This is a genomic window from Enterococcus sp. AZ095b (assembly GCF_051714725.1).
Taxonomy (GTDB): domain Bacteria; phylum Bacillota; class Bacilli; order Lactobacillales; family Enterococcaceae; genus Enterococcus_B; species Enterococcus_B pernyi.
In genome coordinates this window covers 529770-552632 of sequence record NZ_JBIOSL010000001.1, presented here as the reverse complement: position 1 = coordinate 552632, position 22863 = coordinate 529770, and the positions used below count along the sequence as shown (strand labels likewise).

General features: G+C 37.9%; 19 protein-coding genes and 1 pseudogene. 3 read left to right on the top strand and 17 right to left on the bottom strand.

Translation table 11 applies throughout. From position 1 onward, the window contains the following. Nucleotides 1-418: 418 nt before the first annotated feature. From IGJ99_RS02580 to IGJ99_RS02535, 10 genes and pseudogenes are all read right to left on the bottom strand, one after another. A pseudogene (locus IGJ99_RS02580) lies at nucleotides 419-675 on the bottom strand (type II toxin-antitoxin system YafQ family toxin); the annotation flags it as partial. A gap of 278 nt (nucleotides 676-953) precedes the next feature. Beyond that, entirely contained in the window at nucleotides 954-1445 is a 492-nt protein-coding gene (locus IGJ99_RS02575) for a glycosyl-4,4'-diaponeurosporenoate acyltransferase (protein ID WP_071866705.1), read from the bottom strand. Nucleotides 1446-1454: 9 nt separating this feature from the next. Beyond that, nucleotides 1455-2534, bottom strand: a complete 1080-nt coding sequence (locus tag IGJ99_RS02570; RefSeq protein ID WP_096081376.1) for a glycosyltransferase — start codon at nucleotides 2532-2534, stop codon at nucleotides 1455-1457. Nucleotides 2535-2549: 15 nt separating this feature from the next. Further along, complete coding sequence (locus IGJ99_RS02565; RefSeq protein ID WP_071866704.1) at nucleotides 2550-4046, bottom strand: phytoene desaturase family protein; 1497 nt, start codon at nucleotides 4044-4046, stop codon at nucleotides 2550-2552. A 260-nt stretch (nucleotides 4047-4306) separates the two neighbouring features. Beyond that, on the bottom strand, nucleotides 4307-5836 hold the full coding sequence (cls, locus tag IGJ99_RS02560; protein WP_010736291.1) for a cardiolipin synthase: 1530 nt from the start codon (nucleotides 5834-5836) through the stop codon (nucleotides 4307-4309). Nucleotides 5837-6198: 362 nt separating this feature from the next. Continuing rightward, nucleotides 6199-9648, bottom strand: a complete 3450-nt coding sequence (locus IGJ99_RS02555) for a WxL domain-containing protein (RefSeq protein ID WP_438770552.1) — start codon at nucleotides 9646-9648, stop codon at nucleotides 6199-6201. Between the two features lie 5 nt (nucleotides 9649-9653). Beyond that, nucleotides 9654-10721: a DUF916 and DUF3324 domain-containing protein gene (locus IGJ99_RS02550; RefSeq protein ID WP_023519121.1), complete on the bottom strand. Its 1068-nt coding sequence runs from the start codon at nucleotides 10719-10721 to the stop codon at nucleotides 9654-9656. A 129-nt stretch (nucleotides 10722-10850) separates the two neighbouring features. Further along, entirely contained in the window at nucleotides 10851-11663 is an 813-nt protein-coding gene (locus IGJ99_RS02545; protein WP_010736295.1) for a WxL domain-containing protein, read from the bottom strand. 18 nt (nucleotides 11664-11681) lie between these two features. Beyond that, complete coding sequence (locus IGJ99_RS02540; RefSeq protein WP_010736296.1) at nucleotides 11682-12035, bottom strand: LPXTG cell wall anchor domain-containing protein; 354 nt, start codon at nucleotides 12033-12035, stop codon at nucleotides 11682-11684. Nucleotides 12036-12284: 249 nt separating this feature from the next. Next, the gene (locus IGJ99_RS02535) at nucleotides 12285-13763 is read right to left on the bottom strand and encodes a helix-turn-helix domain-containing protein (protein ID WP_153830438.1); all 1479 of its coding nucleotides are present in this window, start codon (nucleotides 13761-13763) and stop codon (nucleotides 12285-12287) included. 201 nt (nucleotides 13764-13964) lie between these two features. On the opposite strand from IGJ99_RS02535, the gene IGJ99_RS02530 reads away from it, so the two are divergent. The 3 genes from IGJ99_RS02530 (at nucleotide 13965) to IGJ99_RS02520 (ending at nucleotide 16923) form a co-directional block, all read left to right on the top strand. After that, on the top strand, nucleotides 13965-14261 hold the full coding sequence (locus tag IGJ99_RS02530) for an ArsR/SmtB family transcription factor (protein ID WP_010736298.1): 297 nt from the start codon (nucleotides 13965-13967) through the stop codon (nucleotides 14259-14261). Between the two features lie 76 nt (nucleotides 14262-14337). Then, nucleotides 14338-15708: an aldehyde dehydrogenase family protein gene (locus IGJ99_RS02525; RefSeq protein ID WP_010736299.1), complete on the top strand. Its 1371-nt coding sequence runs from the start codon at nucleotides 14338-14340 to the stop codon at nucleotides 15706-15708. Between the two features lie 12 nt (nucleotides 15709-15720). Then, nucleotides 15721-16923: an NADH:flavin oxidoreductase/NADH oxidase family protein gene (locus IGJ99_RS02520; protein WP_438770550.1), complete on the top strand. Its 1203-nt coding sequence runs from the start codon at nucleotides 15721-15723 to the stop codon at nucleotides 16921-16923. A gap of 145 nt (nucleotides 16924-17068) precedes the next feature. Here the strand turns inward: IGJ99_RS02520 and IGJ99_RS02515 are convergent, their stop codons facing one another. The 7 genes from IGJ99_RS02515 to IGJ99_RS02485 all read right to left on the bottom strand — a co-directional run bounded on the left by IGJ99_RS02515 (nucleotide 17069) and on the right by IGJ99_RS02485 (nucleotide 22860). Then, entirely contained in the window at nucleotides 17069-17245 is a 177-nt protein-coding gene (locus IGJ99_RS02515; RefSeq protein WP_157733673.1) for a BspA family leucine-rich repeat surface protein, read from the bottom strand. A gap of 4 nt (nucleotides 17246-17249) precedes the next feature. Then, a complete protein-coding gene (locus tag IGJ99_RS02510; RefSeq protein WP_010736301.1) occupies nucleotides 17250-17891 on the bottom strand; it encodes a hypothetical protein in 642 nt (213 codons plus the stop codon). 587 nt (nucleotides 17892-18478) lie between these two features. Then, a complete protein-coding gene (locus tag IGJ99_RS02505; RefSeq protein ID WP_071866699.1) occupies nucleotides 18479-19240 on the bottom strand; it encodes a tyrosine-protein phosphatase in 762 nt (253 codons plus the stop codon). A gap of 45 nt (nucleotides 19241-19285) precedes the next feature. Beyond that, the gene (locus IGJ99_RS02500) at nucleotides 19286-20254 is read right to left on the bottom strand and encodes a dimethylarginine dimethylaminohydrolase family protein (RefSeq protein ID WP_438747582.1); all 969 of its coding nucleotides are present in this window, start codon (nucleotides 20252-20254) and stop codon (nucleotides 19286-19288) included. A gap of 32 nt (nucleotides 20255-20286) precedes the next feature. Next, nucleotides 20287-20571 carry a hypothetical protein gene (locus IGJ99_RS02495; RefSeq protein WP_023519113.1) on the bottom strand — a complete coding sequence of 95 codons (285 nt, stop codon included), beginning with the start codon at nucleotides 20569-20571 and terminating at the stop codon, nucleotides 20287-20289. 281 nt (nucleotides 20572-20852) lie between these two features. Then, nucleotides 20853-22283: a glycoside hydrolase family 1 protein gene (locus IGJ99_RS02490; RefSeq protein ID WP_023519112.1), complete on the bottom strand. Its 1431-nt coding sequence runs from the start codon at nucleotides 22281-22283 to the stop codon at nucleotides 20853-20855. Between the two features lie 175 nt (nucleotides 22284-22458). Beyond that, the gene (locus tag IGJ99_RS02485; protein ID WP_023519111.1) at nucleotides 22459-22860 is read right to left on the bottom strand and encodes a PTS sugar transporter subunit IIA; all 402 of its coding nucleotides are present in this window, start codon (nucleotides 22858-22860) and stop codon (nucleotides 22459-22461) included. Nucleotides 22861-22863 lie beyond the last annotated feature (3 nt).

The window sequence follows — 22863 nt, the reverse complement described above, 5'->3', positions numbered from 1 at the left end:
ATTCACTTCTAGAAAACCATTTATTCGTTTTTAGCAATCACAGTACCATCTGGCAGCTTATCTTTCAATTTTTTATCCGAAATTTTTTCTCCCAAATAACTCCTCACTTTTCAAAAGGCACGAAACCAACGATGATATCTTTAAAAAAAAGAGTCAGCGATTTGACGTACTCCAAAGGATAGACCCAAGTGGAAAATAAACCAGGCAAGAATATCAAGAATCACTAACACTCCAGTGATCAAATGAATCAGTAGCATAAAAAGCTCCTAAAATTTGTTTTTTCTTCCTAAAAAAACGATTACACTATTTCTCTAGTAACTCCTAGAACAAAATAAACGAGAGAATCCAAACACTTTTAAAACAAGTTTTAGATTTTCTCGTTTATTTTTCTGAGTTGTCCATTTATTTCACAACTTCTTTAAAATAATTCACTATGGGATCCCAGCCTAGCAAGTATCAATATTAATTGATCATTATCAATCTTATATACTAATAGCCAATCAGGACTGATATGACATTCTCTAAATCCCACATAATTGCCGGTCAAATGATGATCACGATACAGTTTGGGGCATTTATGTTGGCTTGCAAATGAGATAGCACCTTTCTTAGTTTTGCTAAATCTTTTCCCTGTTTTTTCGTTTTTTTATAGTCTCGCTTGAATTGTGAAGTATAAAAAGTCCTCCAGCATCTTTTCTCGCTTGCAAAGTAGCCGAATTTTCCCTTTCAATTTTAAAAGGAAGTACCAGTTTAGTTACAGACTGTTTTTAAAAAACTGTAATTGCGGTTATCATATTCATACCCAACTCAGCAAATAATTGCTCAGCATCCTTTTTCAAATCCTCATCAATTGAGATATGGATTGGTTTCTTTTTTGTCGTTTCCATGTCATCACCTCTGCTATTTTTCAACATATAAACAACATAAAAGAAACATAAATCCGTTTTAAGAACCTACTTATTCCTCATTCTTCTAATGAACGCTCGTTCCAATCGTGGCCGATTATAGCGTTGGATCATAATAAATGGGATATTGACAAGAAGCGCATAAAAAACCATGACCCACCCCGCCCATTTGGGATTCCACAAAAAGAAAAGGAACGCTGGCGCAATCAATAGCCAATGTGTCAGCTCTGCTCTTTGTGTTTCAATGATGAATTTCTTCAGTGCGGCAGAATCAGTCTTACCAAGTCTTGATTTATCGAATCCACTCTTGGCAATCACAGTACCATCTGGCAGCTTGTCTTTCCATTTTTTGATTCGAAATTTTTTCTCCCAAATAACTCCTTGCTTTTCAAAAGAAAAAGAACGAAACCAACGACGCTTTCTTTCAAAAAAAGAGTCAGAAATTTGACGTACACCAAAGGATATACCCAAATGAAAAATAAACCAGGCAAGAATGTCGAGCATCACTAATACTCCAGTGGTCAAATGGATCAGTGGCATAAAAACCTCCTAAAGTTTGATTTTTCTTCCTTTCCAAGTCACTGATTTCAAAAGATAGGTTTGGATCAATGACCACAAAAACAAGAAAAGAAAGAAGATAAAAAAGAACGGAAAAACGAACAAGAAAATCGGCTTGAAATTTCCTACACGTTTGGCAAATACAATACATTGGAGCACATACAGGCAATAAATAACCAGTGCGAGCGGCCATTGTTCCATACCAAAAGCCAACACTGAGCCAACACCACCACTTATCCAGAGGATGACTCCTAACAAAATAAAGGGATTGGTTGCTCTAGAAGCTGTGGCAAAATCCTTTGTCCATCCTTGGATCAATTGCTTGAAACCTTCAGGATACATGCGAAAAGCAATCAACTCTTTCCCACCATATAAATGGATGGGAAATCCTGCCTTTTGAAAACGATTGGCTAAAGCCATATCATCTAAGATCCCACGAGGCATATCTTTATGCCCATCGACTTGGAAATAATCGGTTTTCGAGCATAAGATACACGGCCCAAACGCCCCCGCTGCTTTTAATTTTTCACCTAGCACAGAAAAAGTATTCAACCCTACTAGAATGACCACATTGAAAACAAACGAGAGCTGTTCATAAAAGCGAACAGTTTGATGAAACGGTTGAAGCGACAGCAAGCCACTATTCCCTCTTTTTTCGTATTCATTCAACAGTCTTTCCAAACTATTGTCTGTCTGAAAAAATGTATCTGCATCTAAAAATAAGAAATGCTCACTTTGGGCCTTTGTTGCACCTAACCAACAGGCAGCCGCCTTGCCATGCTGCTCACGATCATTTGAGAAAACTGTTGCATCTAAGTTCTTGGCGATTTCTGCTGTACCGTCAGTGGAATCATCATCCACGACGATGATTTCTCGTGGTTGGATCGTTTGCCTTTGGATCGATTGTAGCAATTTGGGGAGCGTATTTGCTTCGTTACGTACAGGAATAATGATTGAAACATTTGTGTCAAAACGTTTTGCAGAGGTTAGGTTTGTGATGAATGGCAGTCGATAAAAGATACACCAACCTGAAAGCCAAGCAACAAAAAGGACGATCATTATTAGTAACAAAATAAGCCTTCCTTCCTATACATCCGCTTCTCTTCGAGCAATCTTGTCACTCACTTGTTGCCCACTCAAAGTGACCATTGGCATACCTGCACCTGGATTGACTGTCCCACCTACAAAGTATAAGTTGTCATAGCGCTCACTATGTTTTGCATGTTTGAACCCATGATTTTTCTTACGATCAGAGACAGTCCCATAGATTGCTCCACGATGGGATAAATAATTTTTTTGGATATCTTCCGGGGTCCAACGATTTTCATAGACAATATGTTTTCTCAAATCCGTTAATCCCATCGTTTCTAATTTGATCAAGATACGCTCCCGAAAGGCATCGTATTCTGCCTCTGTAAATGGTTGATCTTGTAAATAAGGGATGTGCGGTAAAATCTTGATGTTCTCATGTCCTTCGATGGTTTGAGAAGGATCAGTCTTATTGACATTCACAAGATAGATCGTTGGGTCGTCTGGCAACTGATGCTGATGGAAGTTTTGATCAAAGTTTTCTTTAGAAGCATTCGAAAAGAAAAAATTATGATGGGCTAATTGTGGGTATTCTTTATTAACACCTAGATGCAAGACAAAACCAGAACTTGCGGGTTCAAATTTCTTTTCTAATTTCTCTGTAAACGCTGGTTTTTCATCTAATAATTGTTCATAAGCTGGGATGACTTCCATATTCGAAACAAAATAATCTGCTTCGATCACCGTCCCATCCGCTAGTCGTGCCGAACGGATCTGTTCATCCACTACATTTAGTTTTTCAACCTGACAGCCAGTATGGAACGCTACGCCGAGCTCTTTCCCAAGATTGACGATTCCTTCAGCAATTTTATGCATCCCGCCCGGAACATACCAAATTCCTTGCTCATGCTGCATGTAACTCATCATATTTAAAACCGCTGGCGCATCATAAGGAGAGGAACCGACATATTTGCTGAAATACCCTAAGATATCTTGCATTTTTGGATGACTCACACGTTTAGCGATTCCATCATGCATCGAAGAAAAATAATCAAACCCTTTCAACGCTTTGATCACACCATGTTCTTTTAAAATCTCCATTGTCGAATCAAGCCCTTTGTCAAAATAACCGACTTCTGTGGCCGCATAGATTTCCTTCGCATAGTCTAAGAAATCTTGATACTCCATCATGTCTTTTTCAGTCAGCAAAGGATTTTCTTGGGCCATTTTCGTTAAATCACTGTATAGATCAATCGTTGTGTGATCAGGAAAAAAAGAACGCCACTGCAAATCTAACCGTTCGATCGGAATGTAATCTGCCATCTGTTTGCCACTCGTGAGAAACAGTTTTTCAAAAATTTGGGGCATCGTCAAAATCGATGGACCTAGATCAAAGCCAAACCCATTTGCTTCTAAACGGTTCAATTTCCCCCCTAAATGATCGTTCTTTTCATATAGCGATACGTCGAATCCTTCTTGGGCTAAGGAAACTGCTGCAGACAAACCACCAAGTCCACCTCCCAGAACAATGACTGATTTCTGTTTGTTTTTCACAAAATCACCTCTTACTTTCTAAGTCTTAAAGCACATTTTCACAGATGTAAATTCGTAAGATCCAACTGTAAAAAAACACTTTATATCTATCTCTATAGTAGCATATCTCTAAAAAAACTTATTTTATTGCGCATTGTATTGTTATAAAACACTAAGAAAGGATAAAAGAAAAAACAGAAGAAACAAACACGTATGAAACGCTTTGTCTATTCTGTCTTAAGCTAATGGCACGTTCTTATGCGCTGATTCCGTTGCTTCTATCAAAGTATCGGCACAAACAAGCCACTGATTTTCTCTTTGATTTTCGTCCATGCACTTCGCTCTTGCCATTCGTCTTTTTTGACCTTTTCAGCGTGGGCTAAATCTTCTGTAAAATGGACGTTCAATTCATCAATCGTTTTTGATGGACCATAAATGAACATTGACAGTTCATGATTGAGATAAAAACTGCGAATATCAAAATTAGTTGATCCAATCGTTGCAACCACATCATCAACGATCATATATTTACAATGGATAAATGCAGTCGTATCGTAGATCGACACTTCAACTCCTGCCGATAACAACTCATCAATAAACGAGTTCGTCCCATGAAATGAAATCCCGCGATCGCCTTTTCCCGGTATGATCAATTGTACTTTGATCCCACAGCGAGCTGCTCGTCTGAGTGCCCCAAGAGTTTCTTCATCTGGAATAAAGTAAGGCATAGCAATCTTGATCGAATCAACTGCTTTACCAATCAAGTCATTGAAAGAGTCTTTGATGATCCTCTCCTGATCATACGGCCCTCCGTAAACGACCTGTACGATTTCCGAACCTTTTGGTTGTTCCGTTTGTAATGGAAAATACAGCTCTTGCTGATTGATGAAATAAGTGATCGTTTCCGTCCCTTCATCGAGAAATAACCAATCATAAACGAAACATTCCTGCAACTCGAGTACAGAAGGCCCTTCGATTCGAACATTCGTATCCCGCCAATAAGAAAACTTTTTCCCGCGTCCACTATACTCATTCCCGATATTCATACCACCAGTGTGTGCAATTTCCCCATCGATCACAACGATTTTCCGATGATTGCGCCAATTGGCTTTGTTACTCAGCCACGGTGAATTCAATAGATCATAGGTTCTTACCTCTACACCATTTTCTCGCATCGTATCTAATAATTGATTCGGGAAAGCAATTGATCCGACACTGTCATACATAAAACGTACTTTGATTCCCTGTCGAGCTTTTTCGATCAAAGCAGCAACTAGTTCTTCGCCAGTTTCATCCCCTTTTATAATATAGAAGAAAACATGGACATGATGTGTTGCCTGTTTGATATCTTGCAACAATGAAGCAAAAGCATCCGTCCCTTCTTTTAACAATGTCAATTGATTGTCTTTTGTGGGATACTTTGCGGAAAGATGGAAAATTTCTTTGGAAAGATCGTGCTTGGCATGAATGATTTCTGAATGTTCCTGAAGGATCTTGGACACCGTCTCTTGTATGTTTCGTTCATTGTCTAGTTGCTGTTTCGATAACTTGCGTAATCGTGGCTCACGACCAATCAGATAGTACAGCATGATCCCGACGACCGGTAAAAATAATAACGCTAAGATCCAAGCAATTTTAGAGGTTGCTTCTCTTTGATCAAAAATCACTAAATAGCCACAAAGAAGAAAGGCAAAAATTTCCACGATCAGCCACGCATAAATGATTTGATTCAAAAAAATAATCAGCGAAACAGCTACAAGAATCAATAATATCAATAATATTTTGTATTGTTGCAATTTATTCTTTATCATATCTATCTCCATATTCGCTCGCTTCGTTTTTTTGTTGCTTCTTTTTTCTGTGCCAATCAACGTTAATGGTGACAACACACCTTATATAGATTATATACGTTATAGTTACTCTAGTGTAAAGAAATCTCTCGTTTTCTTCGCACTTTTTTACAGAAAGTTTTCAACTAATAGAAAAATACTTTTTTCCCTCAGTTTTAAGAAAATGAAAGAAGTGAGATAATATTCATCATCTCATACTCCCTAAAACTGAGTAAATGTAATTAAAAAAAGGATGTTAGCAAAAATAAGCCAGAAATCCCGAAAATCTTAGCGGTTTCTGACTTATTTTTTGGAGCTGTATCTGGCTATCACAACTCTTTTTTTTATTGATTTTCTGGAACACTACTCAATTCCCAAGTAAGTGTCGTTGAATATTCTTTGGCTTCTGGATTCGTTCCTTTCGGTACATACAAACCAACACTTTTATCAGCTGTCTCTGCATTACCAAAACGATAGATCCAGGTTCCTGTTCCAGATTTTTCATCTGCTTGTAATAAGATTCTTTTAGTATTTGGTATGATTTTTTGGCCAGTTTCTTCTTTTAGCGCAGGCGCTGTTCCGCCTTGAGCTGTCACTAGTTCTTGATTGAGTAACTGGATCTCAGAACCAATCAATTCATGACCATTTTGATTACTGAATTGTCCATTCTGGGTAACCGATAATTGCCAACCACTTCGCTCATTGTCCGGTCGACGATCACTGATTTGAACATAATTTGGTCGCTCTTCGTTCTCTTTCACTGTCCCATCTTCATTCAACAATCGTTGAGGTTGGGCATAATAGGTTTGTTCATGAACAGAAATAGCTTGTGAGCCAAAATTGAAGGACGAAATAAAGTCAATGCTTAGTTGCCCTTGATCTTCTGGCAATTCTGGTTTATTTTCAGGTTCCACTTCTAATTCTGGATCCAAAGGATCTACCGGTGAGAAAGGTCCTACATCCTCAACGATTAATGTCGTAGCCGGTTCAAAAGTTACATCGTGAAATGTTAAGTCAGCGGCTGGGTTAATATTTCCACGTGCGTTATTTGTTTCTGGCGGATTGATCACACCTGCGGCTTCTGCCGAGCCTTCCGCATCTCTTAGAAAGACCTGAATCTCATCGTCTTCTTTTAAAGTTAAGTCAGATAAATTCAGGATAAAGTTACCCTCGTCGTCTACCGTTACATCAGAAGTGTCAAAGATTTGTCCATTATGAGTTGCGGTTATTTCAACCTCTTTGTTTTCAACATATCCCTGAACATGTGTTGCTGTTTTTCCGATGATATTCACAGGGAACTCCGCTGGTTTTGGTGGGATAATTGGAAAGACGACAACACTATCTATTTTGATATCGTCCGGCAAACTGGGAACTCCAACTTCACCAACACCGCGAAAAGCAGATAGAACGCTAATCCGATCTCCCTCATTTAAAAGTTCCGGTAATTTTACTTCAAATATTCCCTCTCTATCTGCTTCACCATAGATACTATCTACTTTAGTAACTGCTCTATGTGTTTCTTTTTCTCCAGTAAGTCGTTCAATTTCTATCTCTAGTTCTACCTCGCCTTCAAACGCTGATCTATAGTCACTCCCTTCCGGAATACTTACATGACCAAAAATAGACTTATCTGCATTGGTAGGAACTCTTAATTCATCTACAACAGCACGTGCGTTATTTGCACTAATTCTACTATATGCAGTCATTCCAGCTGGTCCAAAAGTACTTGTATTAAATGATTCCGGATCGCTAGTCTGTCTAATAGTATTAAAATTGCTTCCCGTTAATTCAAAATCAATCATATTCCAATACTTTTCTGCTTCAAGATCAAAATTAGAACCATTAGTCCATGCTGCAAAATTAGAATTTTTCAAATCAAATATAGAGGATGCCGATACACTATATATATTGCCTCCGTTTGGACGTGTATTTTTAAAATCAAAAAAAAGTGGATTATCAATAGTTATATTACTAATTGAACCATTAAATATTGCACCTGATGCAGTGCTCGATCTTCCAATTGCTGTAAAACTAGTTCCTTCCCTAACATTGATTTCCATCGAACTGTTTCCACCAATAGCAGGTCCAAAATCAGAGACAATATTTACTTCTGTTCCCACGCCACTCAAATCAAAAACTCCACCATCATTAGCAAATTCTATACCTTGATTCGCCGAATTATTAGGTGATCCGTTTCCACCATTGTACATTTGTAATTTACTATTTCCTTTTACAAAGAATTGACCATCCGCACGAAATCTTACTGCCGGAGCAGCTCCTTCTTCAGCCTCAATAATAACAGTACTATTATTATCTATATCAAATCGAGAACCTCGGCTTGCAGCCCCATAAAATCTAACTGTTGCATCATTTCCATCAAGACGAGAAGAGTAAAGTTCCATTTTAGAGCCATTGTCTACCAAAATTCTTGAATTCGTAGCAGTATCATAAAGAAGCGCACTAGTTTGAGGGGCTTCTATTTTCAAAGATGCTCCATTGTTAACCTCAATAAGCGATTCATTTGAATCAAATCTAATAACCCCTCCGTTTCTACCCGAGCTTGTTGAAGTTGTATTAATAGAAACTGTAGTGTCTTCATCCGTAATTTGAACTACCGGTAATACGCCTGAAATTTGTGCTAACTTTGCTTGCAGGTCCATACTTACTTTACTTCCATTTCGAGCAAAAAATTTATTGACTCGGAAGACAGCATCATCACGCCCATTCATAGTCGACCTATAAGTATTTTCGCCACCTATATATCCTGCCTTTGCATTCGGTGCATTAACTAAACCAGATACATTCCCACTTCCCGTATGAACATTTTCAAAATTTAATGTCCATCTTTGACTGTTGGCTGCTGTACCTGTAAAAATTGCTGTAGTTCCTGGTTTTGTTATTGTTATATTTTTTAAAGTAATTGTCGTCTCTACGCTCACTGCTCCAAGTGTGAATCCAGCAGTATTATTAGCAAAATCTATCGACCATCCTTGTCCGTCAATTTCGATATTTTTGTTGATCGTTCCTGCCGATCCAGCGTTTCTGACTATGTCGTTTTCCAAAATAATTTTTTGTACATCATCGTTACTTATGGCTTTTTGAAATTCTTCCCATGTAGAAACACTTACGAAAGGCTCTTTCTCCTTTGTTTGTTGATCCTGCGGAGCTTCTTCCTTAGGCTCATCTACTTCTTCGGATGTCTGATCATCCTCTTGATTTTCTTCTATTATATATTCTCCCTCTTTTGATTCCTTTTGTCCGCCTAGCTCATCATCAGGGGAGTCACTTTCTTCAGCTGGAAGTTCATCACTGATTGCTTCTGGCTCACTGATTTTTAGCTGAGTCGTCGTTTCTTCCACAGACAGTTCATAGTTTCCTATCTTGTCAAATACCAAAGGAAGAACAAACGTATTTTGCGCATGTTTTGAGTGAACGATCCATTCATGAGGCTGCTCTCCTTGTTCGATTGAAATCCCTGCCGACAATTGGTCTTGGATAAGCGTTGCTTCTTCTGGTAAGATCACTCGTGCCTCTGACACTTCTTGATCAGAAAAGAACGTCACTTGTAGCGGAACTTTTATCGTTCCTTGCAATTGAGATTGAGAAAAGAAAAAGTTAGGATTACTGGATAGTTCTTTTAAGGAGTTTTGGATAGCAGGACGTTCCATTGGCTCATGTTCCACATTGTCCATCGTGGTTTCTGCGTAGACCATGCCTATCGGTATAGTTACTGTTTGTATCACTAAAATTGTCGTCCCTAAAAAAATCATCGTTCTTCTTAATCTTGAGGGCATTGTATTCACTCCTTCTCATTACTCTTATTCGGTTGCTCTTTTTTTCTTTTATGGATTAGGTAAAGAATTATTCCAAGCAATAAAACAAGTAACATGATTGAACCAATCATCCACCAATTAATACTCGTATCGACCATAACATCCGCACGATTCAATGCTCGTGCTTCATCTGCTTCGATCGTAAAGGTTCTTTCCCATTGCCATTCGTCTTCCCCAGAACGTGCCGTCATTTTCAATACGTAGTCACCACTGCGAAAACGATCACCTTCTAAAGAAATCGGGAAATTAAAATTGGAATTAGGTGCCATTTGCATCTGTTCTTGACTGGCTTGGTATAAAATCTCTTCTTCGCCCACTTTTTGAACCGTAGCTTCGACTTCTAAGCGATTCACGAATGTCGGGGTGAAGTTTTGTAGATTCGCACTGATCACATTGCGATAGTTGAGTTGGTCAGCAAAAACATCTAACAACTCTAAGTCCGGTTGTACAGCATCTTGTTTGTTGCTCACAACCACACCGATGATATACGCAAAATCATTTTGGATGGCGACACCTTCTTCATTACTCGTTTCTTCTGTTGCTTCTTCTTTGACTTCTGACACTCGTAATCCACCAGCTAACAATCCTTCAAATTCTTCTTTAGGCATGTTCAAATCAAGCGTAACGGTCTTTGTTTCATTTCCAGCAAGCTCAATGATTTCTGGTTGTTCAATCAACTCAGCCAACGAATGTTTGAGCGTTGGATCTGCTTCTTCCGCATCTTGTCCGTATTCTACGACCCCCATCACGTTGGTATAAGCAGTATGTGGGGTGATTTTGATTTTTTTGGCTTCTGCGTTTGCGTTTTGTAGTTTCAACGTTAGCTTTTCTGTCGTGTCTGGTGCAAGATTCAATTGAAAATAACGATCATTTCCTGATTTTTGATTTTCTGAGAACTCAGGCGTTACATAAAAATTCAACGTTCCTTCTTCCGCTCCAACCAACATGGGAGCCATCAGGCTGACAATCATGACGAGTAATACGATCCCCACTTGTTGGATTTTATTTTTTCGATATGTACTTGTCTTTTTCATAAACTTACCCCTTTCTTTAAAGGAGGTAGCGCTACAAAATTGTAACGCTACCACATTCACTTCTATAAACAAAAATCGGTTGCTTTTTAATGATTATGATTCGTTATGTTACTCATATTTTTTTTCTTGTTAATTTACACCACTAACATCAGGTGTATTGGATAATTCCCAAGTCAATGTTGATTTATATTGTGTCGCGTCTTTTGCTGTAGAACCAGGAACAAACAATTGGATCGCATTATTTGTTACTACTTCAACTTCATCGTTCACCTCTTGTGCATCTAGGTCTGCTTGGTTTCCCCAAACAACTGAAGATACCCCTGCACCTTTATCTTTTTCTGCTGTCATCACGGATACCGCAGAAGCATTTGGTATTAATTTCATTCCAGCTGGATGAGCTACTGGCGCATTACCAGGCGTGCTTCCTTCATACTGGATTCTTGGATCCAACAATGAAATTTCTGCACCGAGCAATGTATCATTTGTTGTATTCGTTGCTTTAAAGTCGGTCATGCGTACTTGCAGATTCCAACCAGCATTCGTTCCACGGACATCTTGTACTTGCGCAAAACTGACATACGGAACTTTGTTTTCTTCACCAGTTGTCCCCTTTTTTTGTTGTTTTTCTGCAACCATATTGTATGTTCGATCTTGATTTGAAATGACTTGTGAACCGAAATCCATTGTGACAGCTTTCATGATCGATAAAGGTCCAGTTGTTCCTGGCACTTCAGGCTCAATCTCGACATCTGGTTCTTTTACTGGCGGAACAACGACTAGCTCTTCATCTTCATTTGGTGTAAATTCAATCGTTCCATTAGTTGTTACATTACGTACTTCTTTTGATGTGTTTGTGGAACCATCTTCTGCAAATACAGTCATACCTCCGGCAAAAACTGTTGATGATAAGGCTGCAATTGTTGCTAATCTAACTAATTTCATTTATACACGTCCTACTTTCTATGATTGTTTTTTCTTTTTGTATTTCCAAAACCAAAAACTAAGTGTCACTATCACAAGAAAAACCCCTAAAATTATCCAACTACTCATTTGTTGTGCATTCGTTTTTGGCAATCTTCTGTGACTGGCATCTCTCTCCTCTGACGGTTGTTGAGCGATTTCTTTCGGGAAATCTGGTTTGATTTCAACTTCTGGAGCTGGTACTGGATCTCCAGGCATTTCATACATGCCTGTAAAACCGACTGTCCCCTCTGTTTCAACCGATCGAACCTCTGTCCCGTATACAACCAAGGGTGCATAACATTGAATAAGTAACATACTCAGGCTTAGTATGTATTTTTTTTTACGATTCATTTCCCTCCTCCTATAACCTTTCTTACATAATAGTAATTATCATTACTTTCTGCATAAATAAGATTAACGTAGCTCAAAAAGAAAAGAAATTCATATTTTTCACTAACTAGTGAAGTGGCTTGTTCCCACTTTCACTATGTGACTTTGATAGATTCGCTCCTTTAGTTGCACAACAAAAAATCGATGAAGAACCGCGGAGATCAGTTAATCTCTTTAGTTACTTCATCGATTAACGTCGTTTTTTGCTTCTTACAGCATACTATTGAGTAAAGGATTCAACTGAGTAAAAATGTTGACCCAATCATTTCTATTAGGGACTCGATTGATCAACAAATAGTCCTTGTTCAACTGGTAATCCAATAAATAAGGACGATAATTCGTTACGATCAAATCAACATGCTCAACGTTCAAACGTTCTTCTGTCAATTCATGTAACGGAACAAACAGCACATGATGCTGCTTCGACAACAGTTGATTGGCTTGGACTTTGATCAACTGAACGAGTAAATGATTACCTTCCAAAAGAAACAACACTGTTTTCTTAGGTGAATAATAAGAGAACAAGATTTCTGTATACATCGTTAAACTTGCTATGATATCTTCTAAATATTTCTCTGAGAAAGACAGCAATGGTTGATTTTTTTGAATAAATTGTCGATTTTTCTCATAGGCTAAACCATAGAGACCTTTGATGATAATAATTTCTTCATTTAATAATTTATTCAGTATTGGTGCCATTTCATTATTGATTTTCCTCCCCAGAAAAAAGGCAGAAAGAAAGGTGGATAATATAGGATTAGTCTTACGGTCGATGTTAAATAATTGGAAGTAAGATTCAATCACTGGATCTATTTCAGGCCACTGATTATACTTCTCCAAAAAGACAGTCTCTTGCTCGATATGATCAATTGTTCGTTTGCTAATTATGATCAAAAAAAGCCAAATGATTTCATCTTGATGGATCGAAATACCATACTCCTTTTTGATCAGTGGAATCAATTCGGACATCAATAAAAAATCTGTCTCATTGCTAAAATCGATCTCTTTTATCCTACGAGGTAAAGAGATGATATGCCCATTCTTGTTTCTGATCATCGTGATATACAAACAGTAATAAAATCCTGTGACCATGATCCCTGTACCTATCTCATACTTACCAAGACGCTCACCTAACTTATCCAAAAACATTTGGTGGATTCTTTCCGGGGGATAGACCGTATACGGTGTTGGTTCTCCTTCATAAAAAAAATCAAAAAAAAACTTGCGGATATTTCCTTCTTTTCCCACAAGGTCCACTGGTTTTAAGCTAAGTGAAAGCTGATATTCTTTTAAAACCTCTTTGATTTGAGCGACTGATCGTAGCATCGTACTTTCTGAATAATTATAGCGATCAGCTAATTCTCCGACAGATACTAGCTCTCCATAAAAAATGTCACTGATAATTTCAAACCAAATCTCCGATTGTAACAATGCTTCTTTGTCTTCATGATACAGTCGTCGATTTTTTTCTTTAAAAAAATAGCCAGTGGTATTTGACTCAAAAATCGCACTCTCTTCAAAGTAATTTTTCAGTTCACTGACATCTTTTAGGATCGTACGCTTAGAAACACCAAGTTGTTGTGACAATCCGACAATCGTAAACATATTCTGTTGTTCGATCACATTTAAAATCCGCATCCACCTTTCTGTAATCGTATTTGTAATAAATTTTAACTGTAACTCTCGCATTTTTCACACCTCTTTTGCTTTTTATATCTATTCTAAAAAAAAATAGATTGTAAACATGTATATCAAAAAATATGTGAAAATACTAATAATAAATAAGTGAATAAACTAAAAAATAACATACTTATGATGGCTTTCCATAACGCGTTGACAAGTTTAAACATATCGTGCTATACTCACTTTAACAAATTGAAGGAGGTCACTATGCGAGAAACATTTTTAGCGTTATTACGCGATTCCACGCCCCTATTTACGACATTACAAGAAGAAAATCGTCAAGAAATCGTCAGTTTGCTAGTAGAAAAAGGTGGTTTAAGTGTGACAGAAATCACAGAAGAAATGTCTATTTCTCGCCCCGCTATTTCTCATCATTTAAAATTGCTTTTACAAGCAGGGATTGTGTATGTCGAAAAACGTGGCAAAGAGCGGATCTATTATTTAGATGTTGCTTGTATCAAACGTAATTTGAAAGGATTTATGCAACTATTAGAAAAAATATAAAAAGGCTTCGGCCTTTCTTTTTAAATAAATAGGTTCATAAGTTCGAACATATAAATATATTAAAAGGAGAAAACGCATGATCAACCAACTTTTACAGAATCAACAACATTTTTTTGAAACAGGAAAAACAAAATCAATCGACTTTCGATTAGCCCAATTAATCAAACTGAAACAGGCGATGCAAGAAATAGAGATTGAATTGACACAAGCATTATTCAAAGATTTGCGAAAACCAGCACACGAAGCATATGTCACTGAAATTGGTGTTGTCTATCAAAGTATTTCTGAGATGATCAAAAAATTAAAGAAATACGCTAAGCGAAAAAATGTTCATACACCGATTTATATGTGGGGGAAAAGTTATCTTGAGTATGAACCTTATGGACAAGTGTTGATCATTGCTCCTTTCAATTACCCATTTCATTTAGCTATTGAACCACTGATTGGGGCAATTGCGGCAGGGAATACGGTGATTTTAAAGCCAAGCGAATTAGCACCAAATGTGGCTAAAGTTCTGACAAAATTGATTCATTCAACTTTTGACAAAACATACATTGCCTCGGTCGAAGGCGGTGTGGACGTAACGACTGAATTACTCGCACAAAGATTCGATTATATCTTCTTTACTGGCAGTGTCCCAGTAGGAAAAATCGTAATGCAAGCTGCCGCAAAGAATTTGACACCCGTCACTTTAGAATTAGGTGGCAAGAGTCCCGCGATCGTCGATGATACTGCTAATTTAAAAGTGGCAGCAAAGCGCATCGTTTGGGGAAAATTGCAGAACAACGGACAAACTTGTATTGCGCCAGATTATGTTTTAGTGTCCCGTAAACGAAAAAACGCATTGATCAAAGAAATGATTATTGCCACGAAAGAATTTTATGGTTCTGATATCCGAAATAACACAGACTATGGCAGGATCATCAATGATCGCCATTTTATCCGATTGCAACAGATGTTAGAAGCTGACCACTCCTTTGTCGTATTTGGCGGTGAAACAGATCGGGAAGATTTATATATTGAACCCACAATTTTGGATTTACCTAGTCATGATGCCGCAACCATGCAAGAAGAAATCTTTGGGCCGATCTTACCAACCTTGACTTTTGATACCATCGATGATGCGATTTCTCAAGTTAAACAGTATGAAAAACCTTTAGCACTATATCTATTTACAACATCGAATCGGAAAAAAGAACAGCTCATGACCGCTATTTCATCAGGAAATGTGACGGTCAATGATGTTCTGAAACATATTGCCAATCCTCATTTACCTTTCGGTGGTGTAGGAGAATCTGGTATCGGTGGCTATCACGGAAAATATAGTTTTCTTACCTTTTCTCATCAAAAAGGAGTCTATGAAAATCGTTTAACCTTCAATGTTCCTGGATTATTCCCACCTTATTCAAATCGATCGTTGAAACTTTTAAAAAAAATACTGAAATAAAAGGAGAATTCAATGCTATTATCAAAAATCACTTTACCAAATCAAACAATCTTAAAAAATCGAATCGTCAAATCTGCAATGAGTGAAACACTTGCCGACAAAGAAAATAACCCAACTGAAAAACATATTCATCTTTATCACCGTTGGGCTCAAGGCGGTAGTGGACTTTTAATTTCAGGAAATGTCATGGTCGATCGTGATCATTTAGGTGAACCTGGAAATGTTGTTATAGATGAAAGTACAGATAAATCAATTTTAAAAGCCTGGGCCAAAGCTGGAACAGAAAACCATACAAAATTTATTTTACAAATCAATCATCCCGGCAAACAGTCACCCAAAACAATGAACTCACAACCGGTTGCCCCTACTGCTCAACCGATAGGTGAAGAACTTCAAGGATTTTTTAATCCTCCAAGAGAACTAACTACTAAAGAGATCAAAACACTGGTGGAACAATTTGTCACAGTTGGTAAAATAGCGGAAGAATCTGGTTTTTCTGGGGTACAGATCCATGGTGCACACGGCTATCTCATCAACCAATTTCTTTCTCCAGCAGATAATCAGCGAACCGACCAATACGGTGGTTCTTTGGAAAATCGGATGCGTTTCCTTCTTGAGATCTACCAAGGGCTAAGAGAAGCCACTACACCTGAATTTATTGTTGGTTTAAAACTTAATTCCACAGATTTTACTGCTCAAGGGTTTAGTGAAGAAGACTCGCGTCAAGTTATTTTAAGAATGGCGGAACTAGGGATCGATTTTGTTGAGATTTCTGGTGGTAATTACGAAAAAACAAAATTCATGGAGGTTGGGGAAGGGGCATTTTTCCTTGATTTTGCTAAAGATATCCAACAGCAAGTGACAACCCCAATCATTCTAACTGGTGGACTGACACAACCAGAAACAATGGAAGAAGTAATCACTAAAGAAAAAATTGCGATGGTTGGACTAGCACGAGCACTAGCAATGAATCCAGAGTTGCCAAATCAACTAGCACAAGGACATGCTCAATCCATTCAGTTACCACGTCTAACGACACATCTGAAAAATCTCGACAAAAAAGCTGGGAGCATTATTAGTCTTTCTTATTATGAACAACAAATGAATCGCTTAGCGACTGGTAAAGAAGCTAAATTTACAACCAACGCTTGGTCACCGCTTCTTGATGCAATGTTTAGACATGGTCTAAACATTCTAAAACCAAGACGCAGATGATGGTTGCTAGTCAATCAATAAAAAGAAAATCCGTTCGACTTTCTGTTTCTTATTCGAACGGATCTTTTTTTGATGCAACACAGAAAAACTTGTTAGTTACCTCCTAAACGGATTATCTGATCAATAAGAAGATGATATTTTTCAGCTATTCTTTTTGACCAGATAACATGAAAGAGCAAACCGATGAGATTCGATAAAACAGACTGTTCATATTCGTTACATTTCTTGTATCAAAATGACTCACATCTATTTCTCTTAAATTGCGCATCTGGGTAAACATACGTTCCATATTTGTTACTTGACTCGTATCTAAATACTCCATTCCTTCAATTGTTTGGACATTTCGTAAATTTTTCAAAAAATCCTTGGTTATGTTCCCCCTGCTCAGCATTCGATAAGACACTATTTCTTGTTCCAATCAAACTTCCCCGTAATTCGATCCTCCCCGTGATAACGATGCCGTTGATCATTTCTTGATTCGCGGACGTATGATTAAAATAATCCGTCGCTCCATATCGACCACCAACATTATTTTCCTCATCGAAGATGCCAGAACTTAGAGTCAGTGTCCCAGAAGCATCGACTGTCCATGGAATCGTTCCTAATTGACCAGATTCAACGACTGCAGGATCAAACCCTTCAGTCTCATTAACAAACGCTTCTACATCGCTTTGCTCAATAGTCCACTCAGGCGCTTCTATAAGTTCAGTACTTATCTCCGCTCCCTCATAGAGCCTATCATTTTCAATTTCTTCAAATTGAGAAAACTCTTCTATCCCGTTTTCTTGCGGAATATTATTAAAATGGAACACATCGTCTTTTAAAACCAATTCGTCATTGCTATGTGCTTCTGGTGATTCCTCCGATTCTACGTGAATCGCAATTACTTGCCCAACTGGCAAAAGCATCATCATCATCACAACATTGAAAATCAAAAGTTGTTTTTTCCACAAACCTTTCTTTCTCATGTAGCCACCCACCCTAACTCTATATAAGTGAAAGAATTTGTCATTAATAGCTTATAGCCTACTCAAATAAACAATATATCTTAATCATGTATCTAATCTCTCAGCTATTAATAAAAAAGCTCTCTCTTTTTCAATAATATATCACCTCATTTAATCTTAATCCATTTATTATTTTTTTCTAATTCAGAAAAATTACTGTACTCACGCCTATTTCCCTGATATAAAAGAATGATTAAGTAAAAATAAAATAACGTTTGAAAGAAAAGATAAAAACAGCTCAAACCCTTACTTAGAATAAACTAAAAGCAAAAATTACATTATACTAAAAAAACACATCTTTATAACCATTAAGACAATGTGATGCACAACCTGAGATCCACTCCAATTCCCCTAAAAAAAGATATTTATTCCTCAAAATAAACCGAATCCCTTTTCAACTGTTCCTTGGATTATTGGAAGACAAAAAAAACTGACCTAATTTCTTAGATCAGCAAGTCTATCGATACAGTTGATTATAAATGGTTGGTTTCTTACAATTTTTTTGAAAAATCAATGTTTAAATTTTTGAAGTAATAAAAAATAGCAACTCAACCTTTAAGAAATTGATTATTCATTGCCTGTAAACTTAATTGGTCGATAGCCAGTGCTTGTTTCAAATAAGTTTGGATCGACCCGTATTCCTTTTCTACTACTTGATAAAAACGGTCCAAGTAACTACTGTCCACATTCAACGCAACATCTAAAGCAGCTAGATTCCCCTCAGTCAAGTGGACTTTTTTTGCTTGCGCCAAAATCAACGCATTTTCTTTTTTACGTAGTTCATTCGTACGTAAATAATCGACATAGATTGCCTTGCGAGGAACGTCTAATGACTCTAATATTAGTAAGGCTGCGATCCCCGTTCGATCTTTCCCAGCAAAACAATGGAATAAAAGACTTTCCTCTTGATCCAAAGTAAGTACTTCTTGGAAGAAACGAGCATACCCTTTCTGCGAAGTCGGATTCAATGCGATATCTTCATATATTTTTGTCATATAGTTCGTAGCTTTTTCAGGTGAGCCGATTTTCACAAAATCTTCCAGCCCAGCGCCTTCGTCTGCCACATCTTTCATGATGTCGATATGGATATATTTCGTCTGTGGAACCGTTTTATCTGGTCGAGCCTGAATTTCATCTTCGCCGCGTAAATCAACGATTTTACTTAAACGATAGGTGGTTTCTAAATGTCTAGCATCTTCTTCTGTCAAACTAGATAGTTCACCTGAACGCAAGAAAACATTTGTTAAAACTTCTTTGCCATTTCTATTTTTGATGCCACCGATATCGCGAAAATTTGTGATTTTTACCATTTCTGCAATGACCTTCCTTTTCCTATATTTTAGGATCGTTTCCACTTAGTTCCTCAGAAGCGGTTGCGTACTGCATCTGAAAGAACCACCAAAGATCCTTGTCAGTTGATAGTCAATATACTCGACTGTGATTCCTCGTTTCTCTAATTCTTCACCAATAAAAGTAAATTCTGGATCTGTGATATACGTTGTCTCGTTGATCGGCAGTCCGTTCGTCGCCAATCGAGAGGCTTGTGCTAAAGACACCTCTACCCGATCCCAATGGCTTAACTGTTCTGGGATACCATTTAGGAACGCTTCTTCACACACGATCATCAATCCATCTTTGACAAGGCTTAATGCGCAGTCTAAATGCAGGATCGTCGGATGAAGTGGCACTTCGATCACTTTGTAGCCGAATCGTTTGACTAGATTTCTTAACCATTCAATACCACGAGTATTAGATGCTAACCCTGAGTTACCTGCAAAAATCGTTTTTCCTAATACTAAAACATCTCCACCTTCTAAGAAAGGCCCTTGATCTGAATCGATACCTTGCGAAATATCCGGCTTAGGAATAGAAAAATACAAGCAGTCATTCTCATTCGATTCATTCATGAGTAGCTCACGAATCGGTAGAATCTCATTTCTGCGGTGTGGGAGCTTCAATGAGCCTTCAATCAATAGATCCCCGATCGTAAAAAAGGGATCTCGAGTGAAAAAGTTACTGTAGCCATACTCTAGCCCTAGTTTTTTTTCAAAAGAGGTCAACTTTCTTGGTAAAAGGACTTCTACCTCATGTTTTTCTAGTACTTTTTGTAAATTCTTCCGTTCGACTTCCCAAGCTTTTTGTTGTTCTGGGAAAGCTTCACTAAAGTCTTTGCCTATCACTTCAGGCCCACTAAATAATTCATGGTTTTCTTCTGTCAAGAAATCGACACCGGTTAATTTTTTCGTAGGAAAGCCAAATTCAGACTGTGCTAAAACGACCCGTTTTAGCGGTGCAAACTCGCTTTTCACAAAAATATGATCCATCGTTTCTGCTCCTCCTCGATTTGTTCGAATCTTTACAGGAAATAACATGCGAAACCAACCAAAAATATTAAAACAATCAAAGCAATCATTGGTTCGACCCATGTTTTTTTCGAAGAAAGAAAGACATTTTTCTTATTTTTTACAAATCCCCAACCAAACTCTCTAGGGAGTTGTACTTCTAATATCATCCCACCTGATAAAGGCAAGAGTGCCACTTTATATCTGGATTTTGCAAACAAAAACAATGACATAAAATAAAGACCGAACTGGATGATTTTGATCAATCGAATGATTTGGATATTTTTGATTTTTCTCACTATTTCTCTCCTTCTATCCTAGCGGTTATCGGCTAACAATAACACCCTTTCTCTTTTTCTTAGGATATTTTTTAATTATTTGGTTAAAAGAGCGTTCTATTCTGTTACCTCTGCTCCCCAACCTCCACTATCTGCCAGAAGCAACTTTTTTTACTATAACATGAGTTGACTTCGTCTAGATCAAACCGATCATAATCGTTGGTTTTGGACTCATAACCTACAAAATCTCTCACTAAATAGCCCACATCCAGTCGATTGAAGGTGAGCTATTTTCTACCGAATTATTTCATTTCTACGCTTTCACCATTAGTCGCAATCACTTTTTGATACCAGTAAAATGATTTTTTAGGCGAGCGGGCCAGCGTTCCTTTGCCCTCGTCATCTCGATCGACATAGATAAAGCCGTATCGTTTACTCATTTCACCAGTTCCTGCACTGATCAAATCAATACAGCCCCAAGAAGTATAACCAATCAAGTCCACGCCATCATCAATTGCTTTCCCCATTTCTTGGATATGTTGGGCGAGATAATCGATCCGGTAGTCATCGTGGATCGAGCCATCTGGTTCAATTTTATCGACAGCCCCGAGTCCATTTTCTACGACCATCACTGGGATTTCATAGCGAGAATAGATTTGATTCAAGGTATATCGCAACCCGACCGCATCAACTTGCCAGCCCCATTCGCTTGTTTCAAGATACTCATTAGCCACCCCGCCAAATAAATTGCCGCCACTTTTATCTGACCGAGTATTTAAATCATCTGCAATACACGTACTCATGTAATAACTGAACGTATAATAATCGACAACGCCTTCCTTCAAGAATGCCAAATCCTCTTCTGTGATATCCACTTCGATTTTTTCTTTTTCAAAGTAGCGTTTCATGTAATAAGGATAGGCTCCTTTGACTTGGACATCGCCACAGAAATAATTTAACCGGTCATTCATTTGTTGCGTCTTCAGTACATCTAATGGATGACAGGTTTTAGGATACATCGTGATATACGCCAACATACAGCCGATCTGAAAATCAGGATTGATTTTATGTCCAGCAATCACCGCTCGAGCAGAAGCAAGGAAGACATTGTGTAAGGCTTGATATTTTTCTGTTTCCGTATAAGTTCGATTAAATAATCCATTGATTTGTTTGCCATGTTCTAAGACACCAAAATTGATTTCATTGAAGGTCAACCAGTATTTCACTTTGCTTTTGTAGCGTTCAAAAAGTGTCGTTGCGTAACGTTCGTAATACTCGATCGTTCGTTTGTCTAAAAATCCGTCATACGTTTTTCCCAAATGAAACGGTAACTCAAAATGTGAGATCGTCACGATCGGTTCGATCCCATATTTATGTAGCTCATCAAACACTGCATCATAAAATTTCAACCCTTCTTCATTTGGCTGCTCTTCGTCACCATTAGGAAAAATCCGTGTCCACGCAATCGATAAACGATAGGCTTTAAAGCCCATTTCCGCAAATAATGCGATATCTTCTTTGTAGCGATGATAAAAATCAATCGCTGTATGGCTCGGATAGTAATACTTGGTTTCATCGATCACCAAATCAAAGGTACGTCGTTTCCCCATCTCACGATTGCCTGCACGATTGTGATCGCTGATCGAATCTCCTTTACCATTGACAGCCCATGCTCCTTCACATTGATTTGCCGCTGTTGCGCCACCCCATAAAAAATTCTTCGGAAAACTCATCAGTCATTGCCCCTTTTCAGTTTGATATGATAGCCTTACTGTTATTTTATTATTGAGTATAAAAAAAGACCTAATCAACCACCTAAAAAGGCCGTTGATCAGGTCTAGCTTAACTGAATAATCACTATCCTATCTAAAAAGATACTATTTTTTGTAAACGTTGTCAAACATTGATTTATTCGTCATCTTCAGCCAATGCAACAATCACTTGGTTCACATTCAAAATATTCTCTGCACCAGAGCGAACATATTCCGGCGCCGATCCAACCATTTGACTATTGATAAACTCGATGACCATTGGCATATTCATGCCCGCATATAATTCGATCGCTTCGCCTTCCATGATCAATTGGACAATACTATTGGCTGGCGTCCCGCCCATCAAATCACAAAAGACAACATAGTCTTCCAACGAAGAAACCACCGCAAGAAATTTTTCTTTGAAATCCTCTGTTCCTTCTTCCGGCAATAAAGGCACTGTATGAATATGAGCTTGCGGCCCCATGATCATTTCGGTACTTGCCTTTAGTCCTTCACAAAGTTGTCCGTGACTGACAAGAACTAACTGTTTGCTCATTTT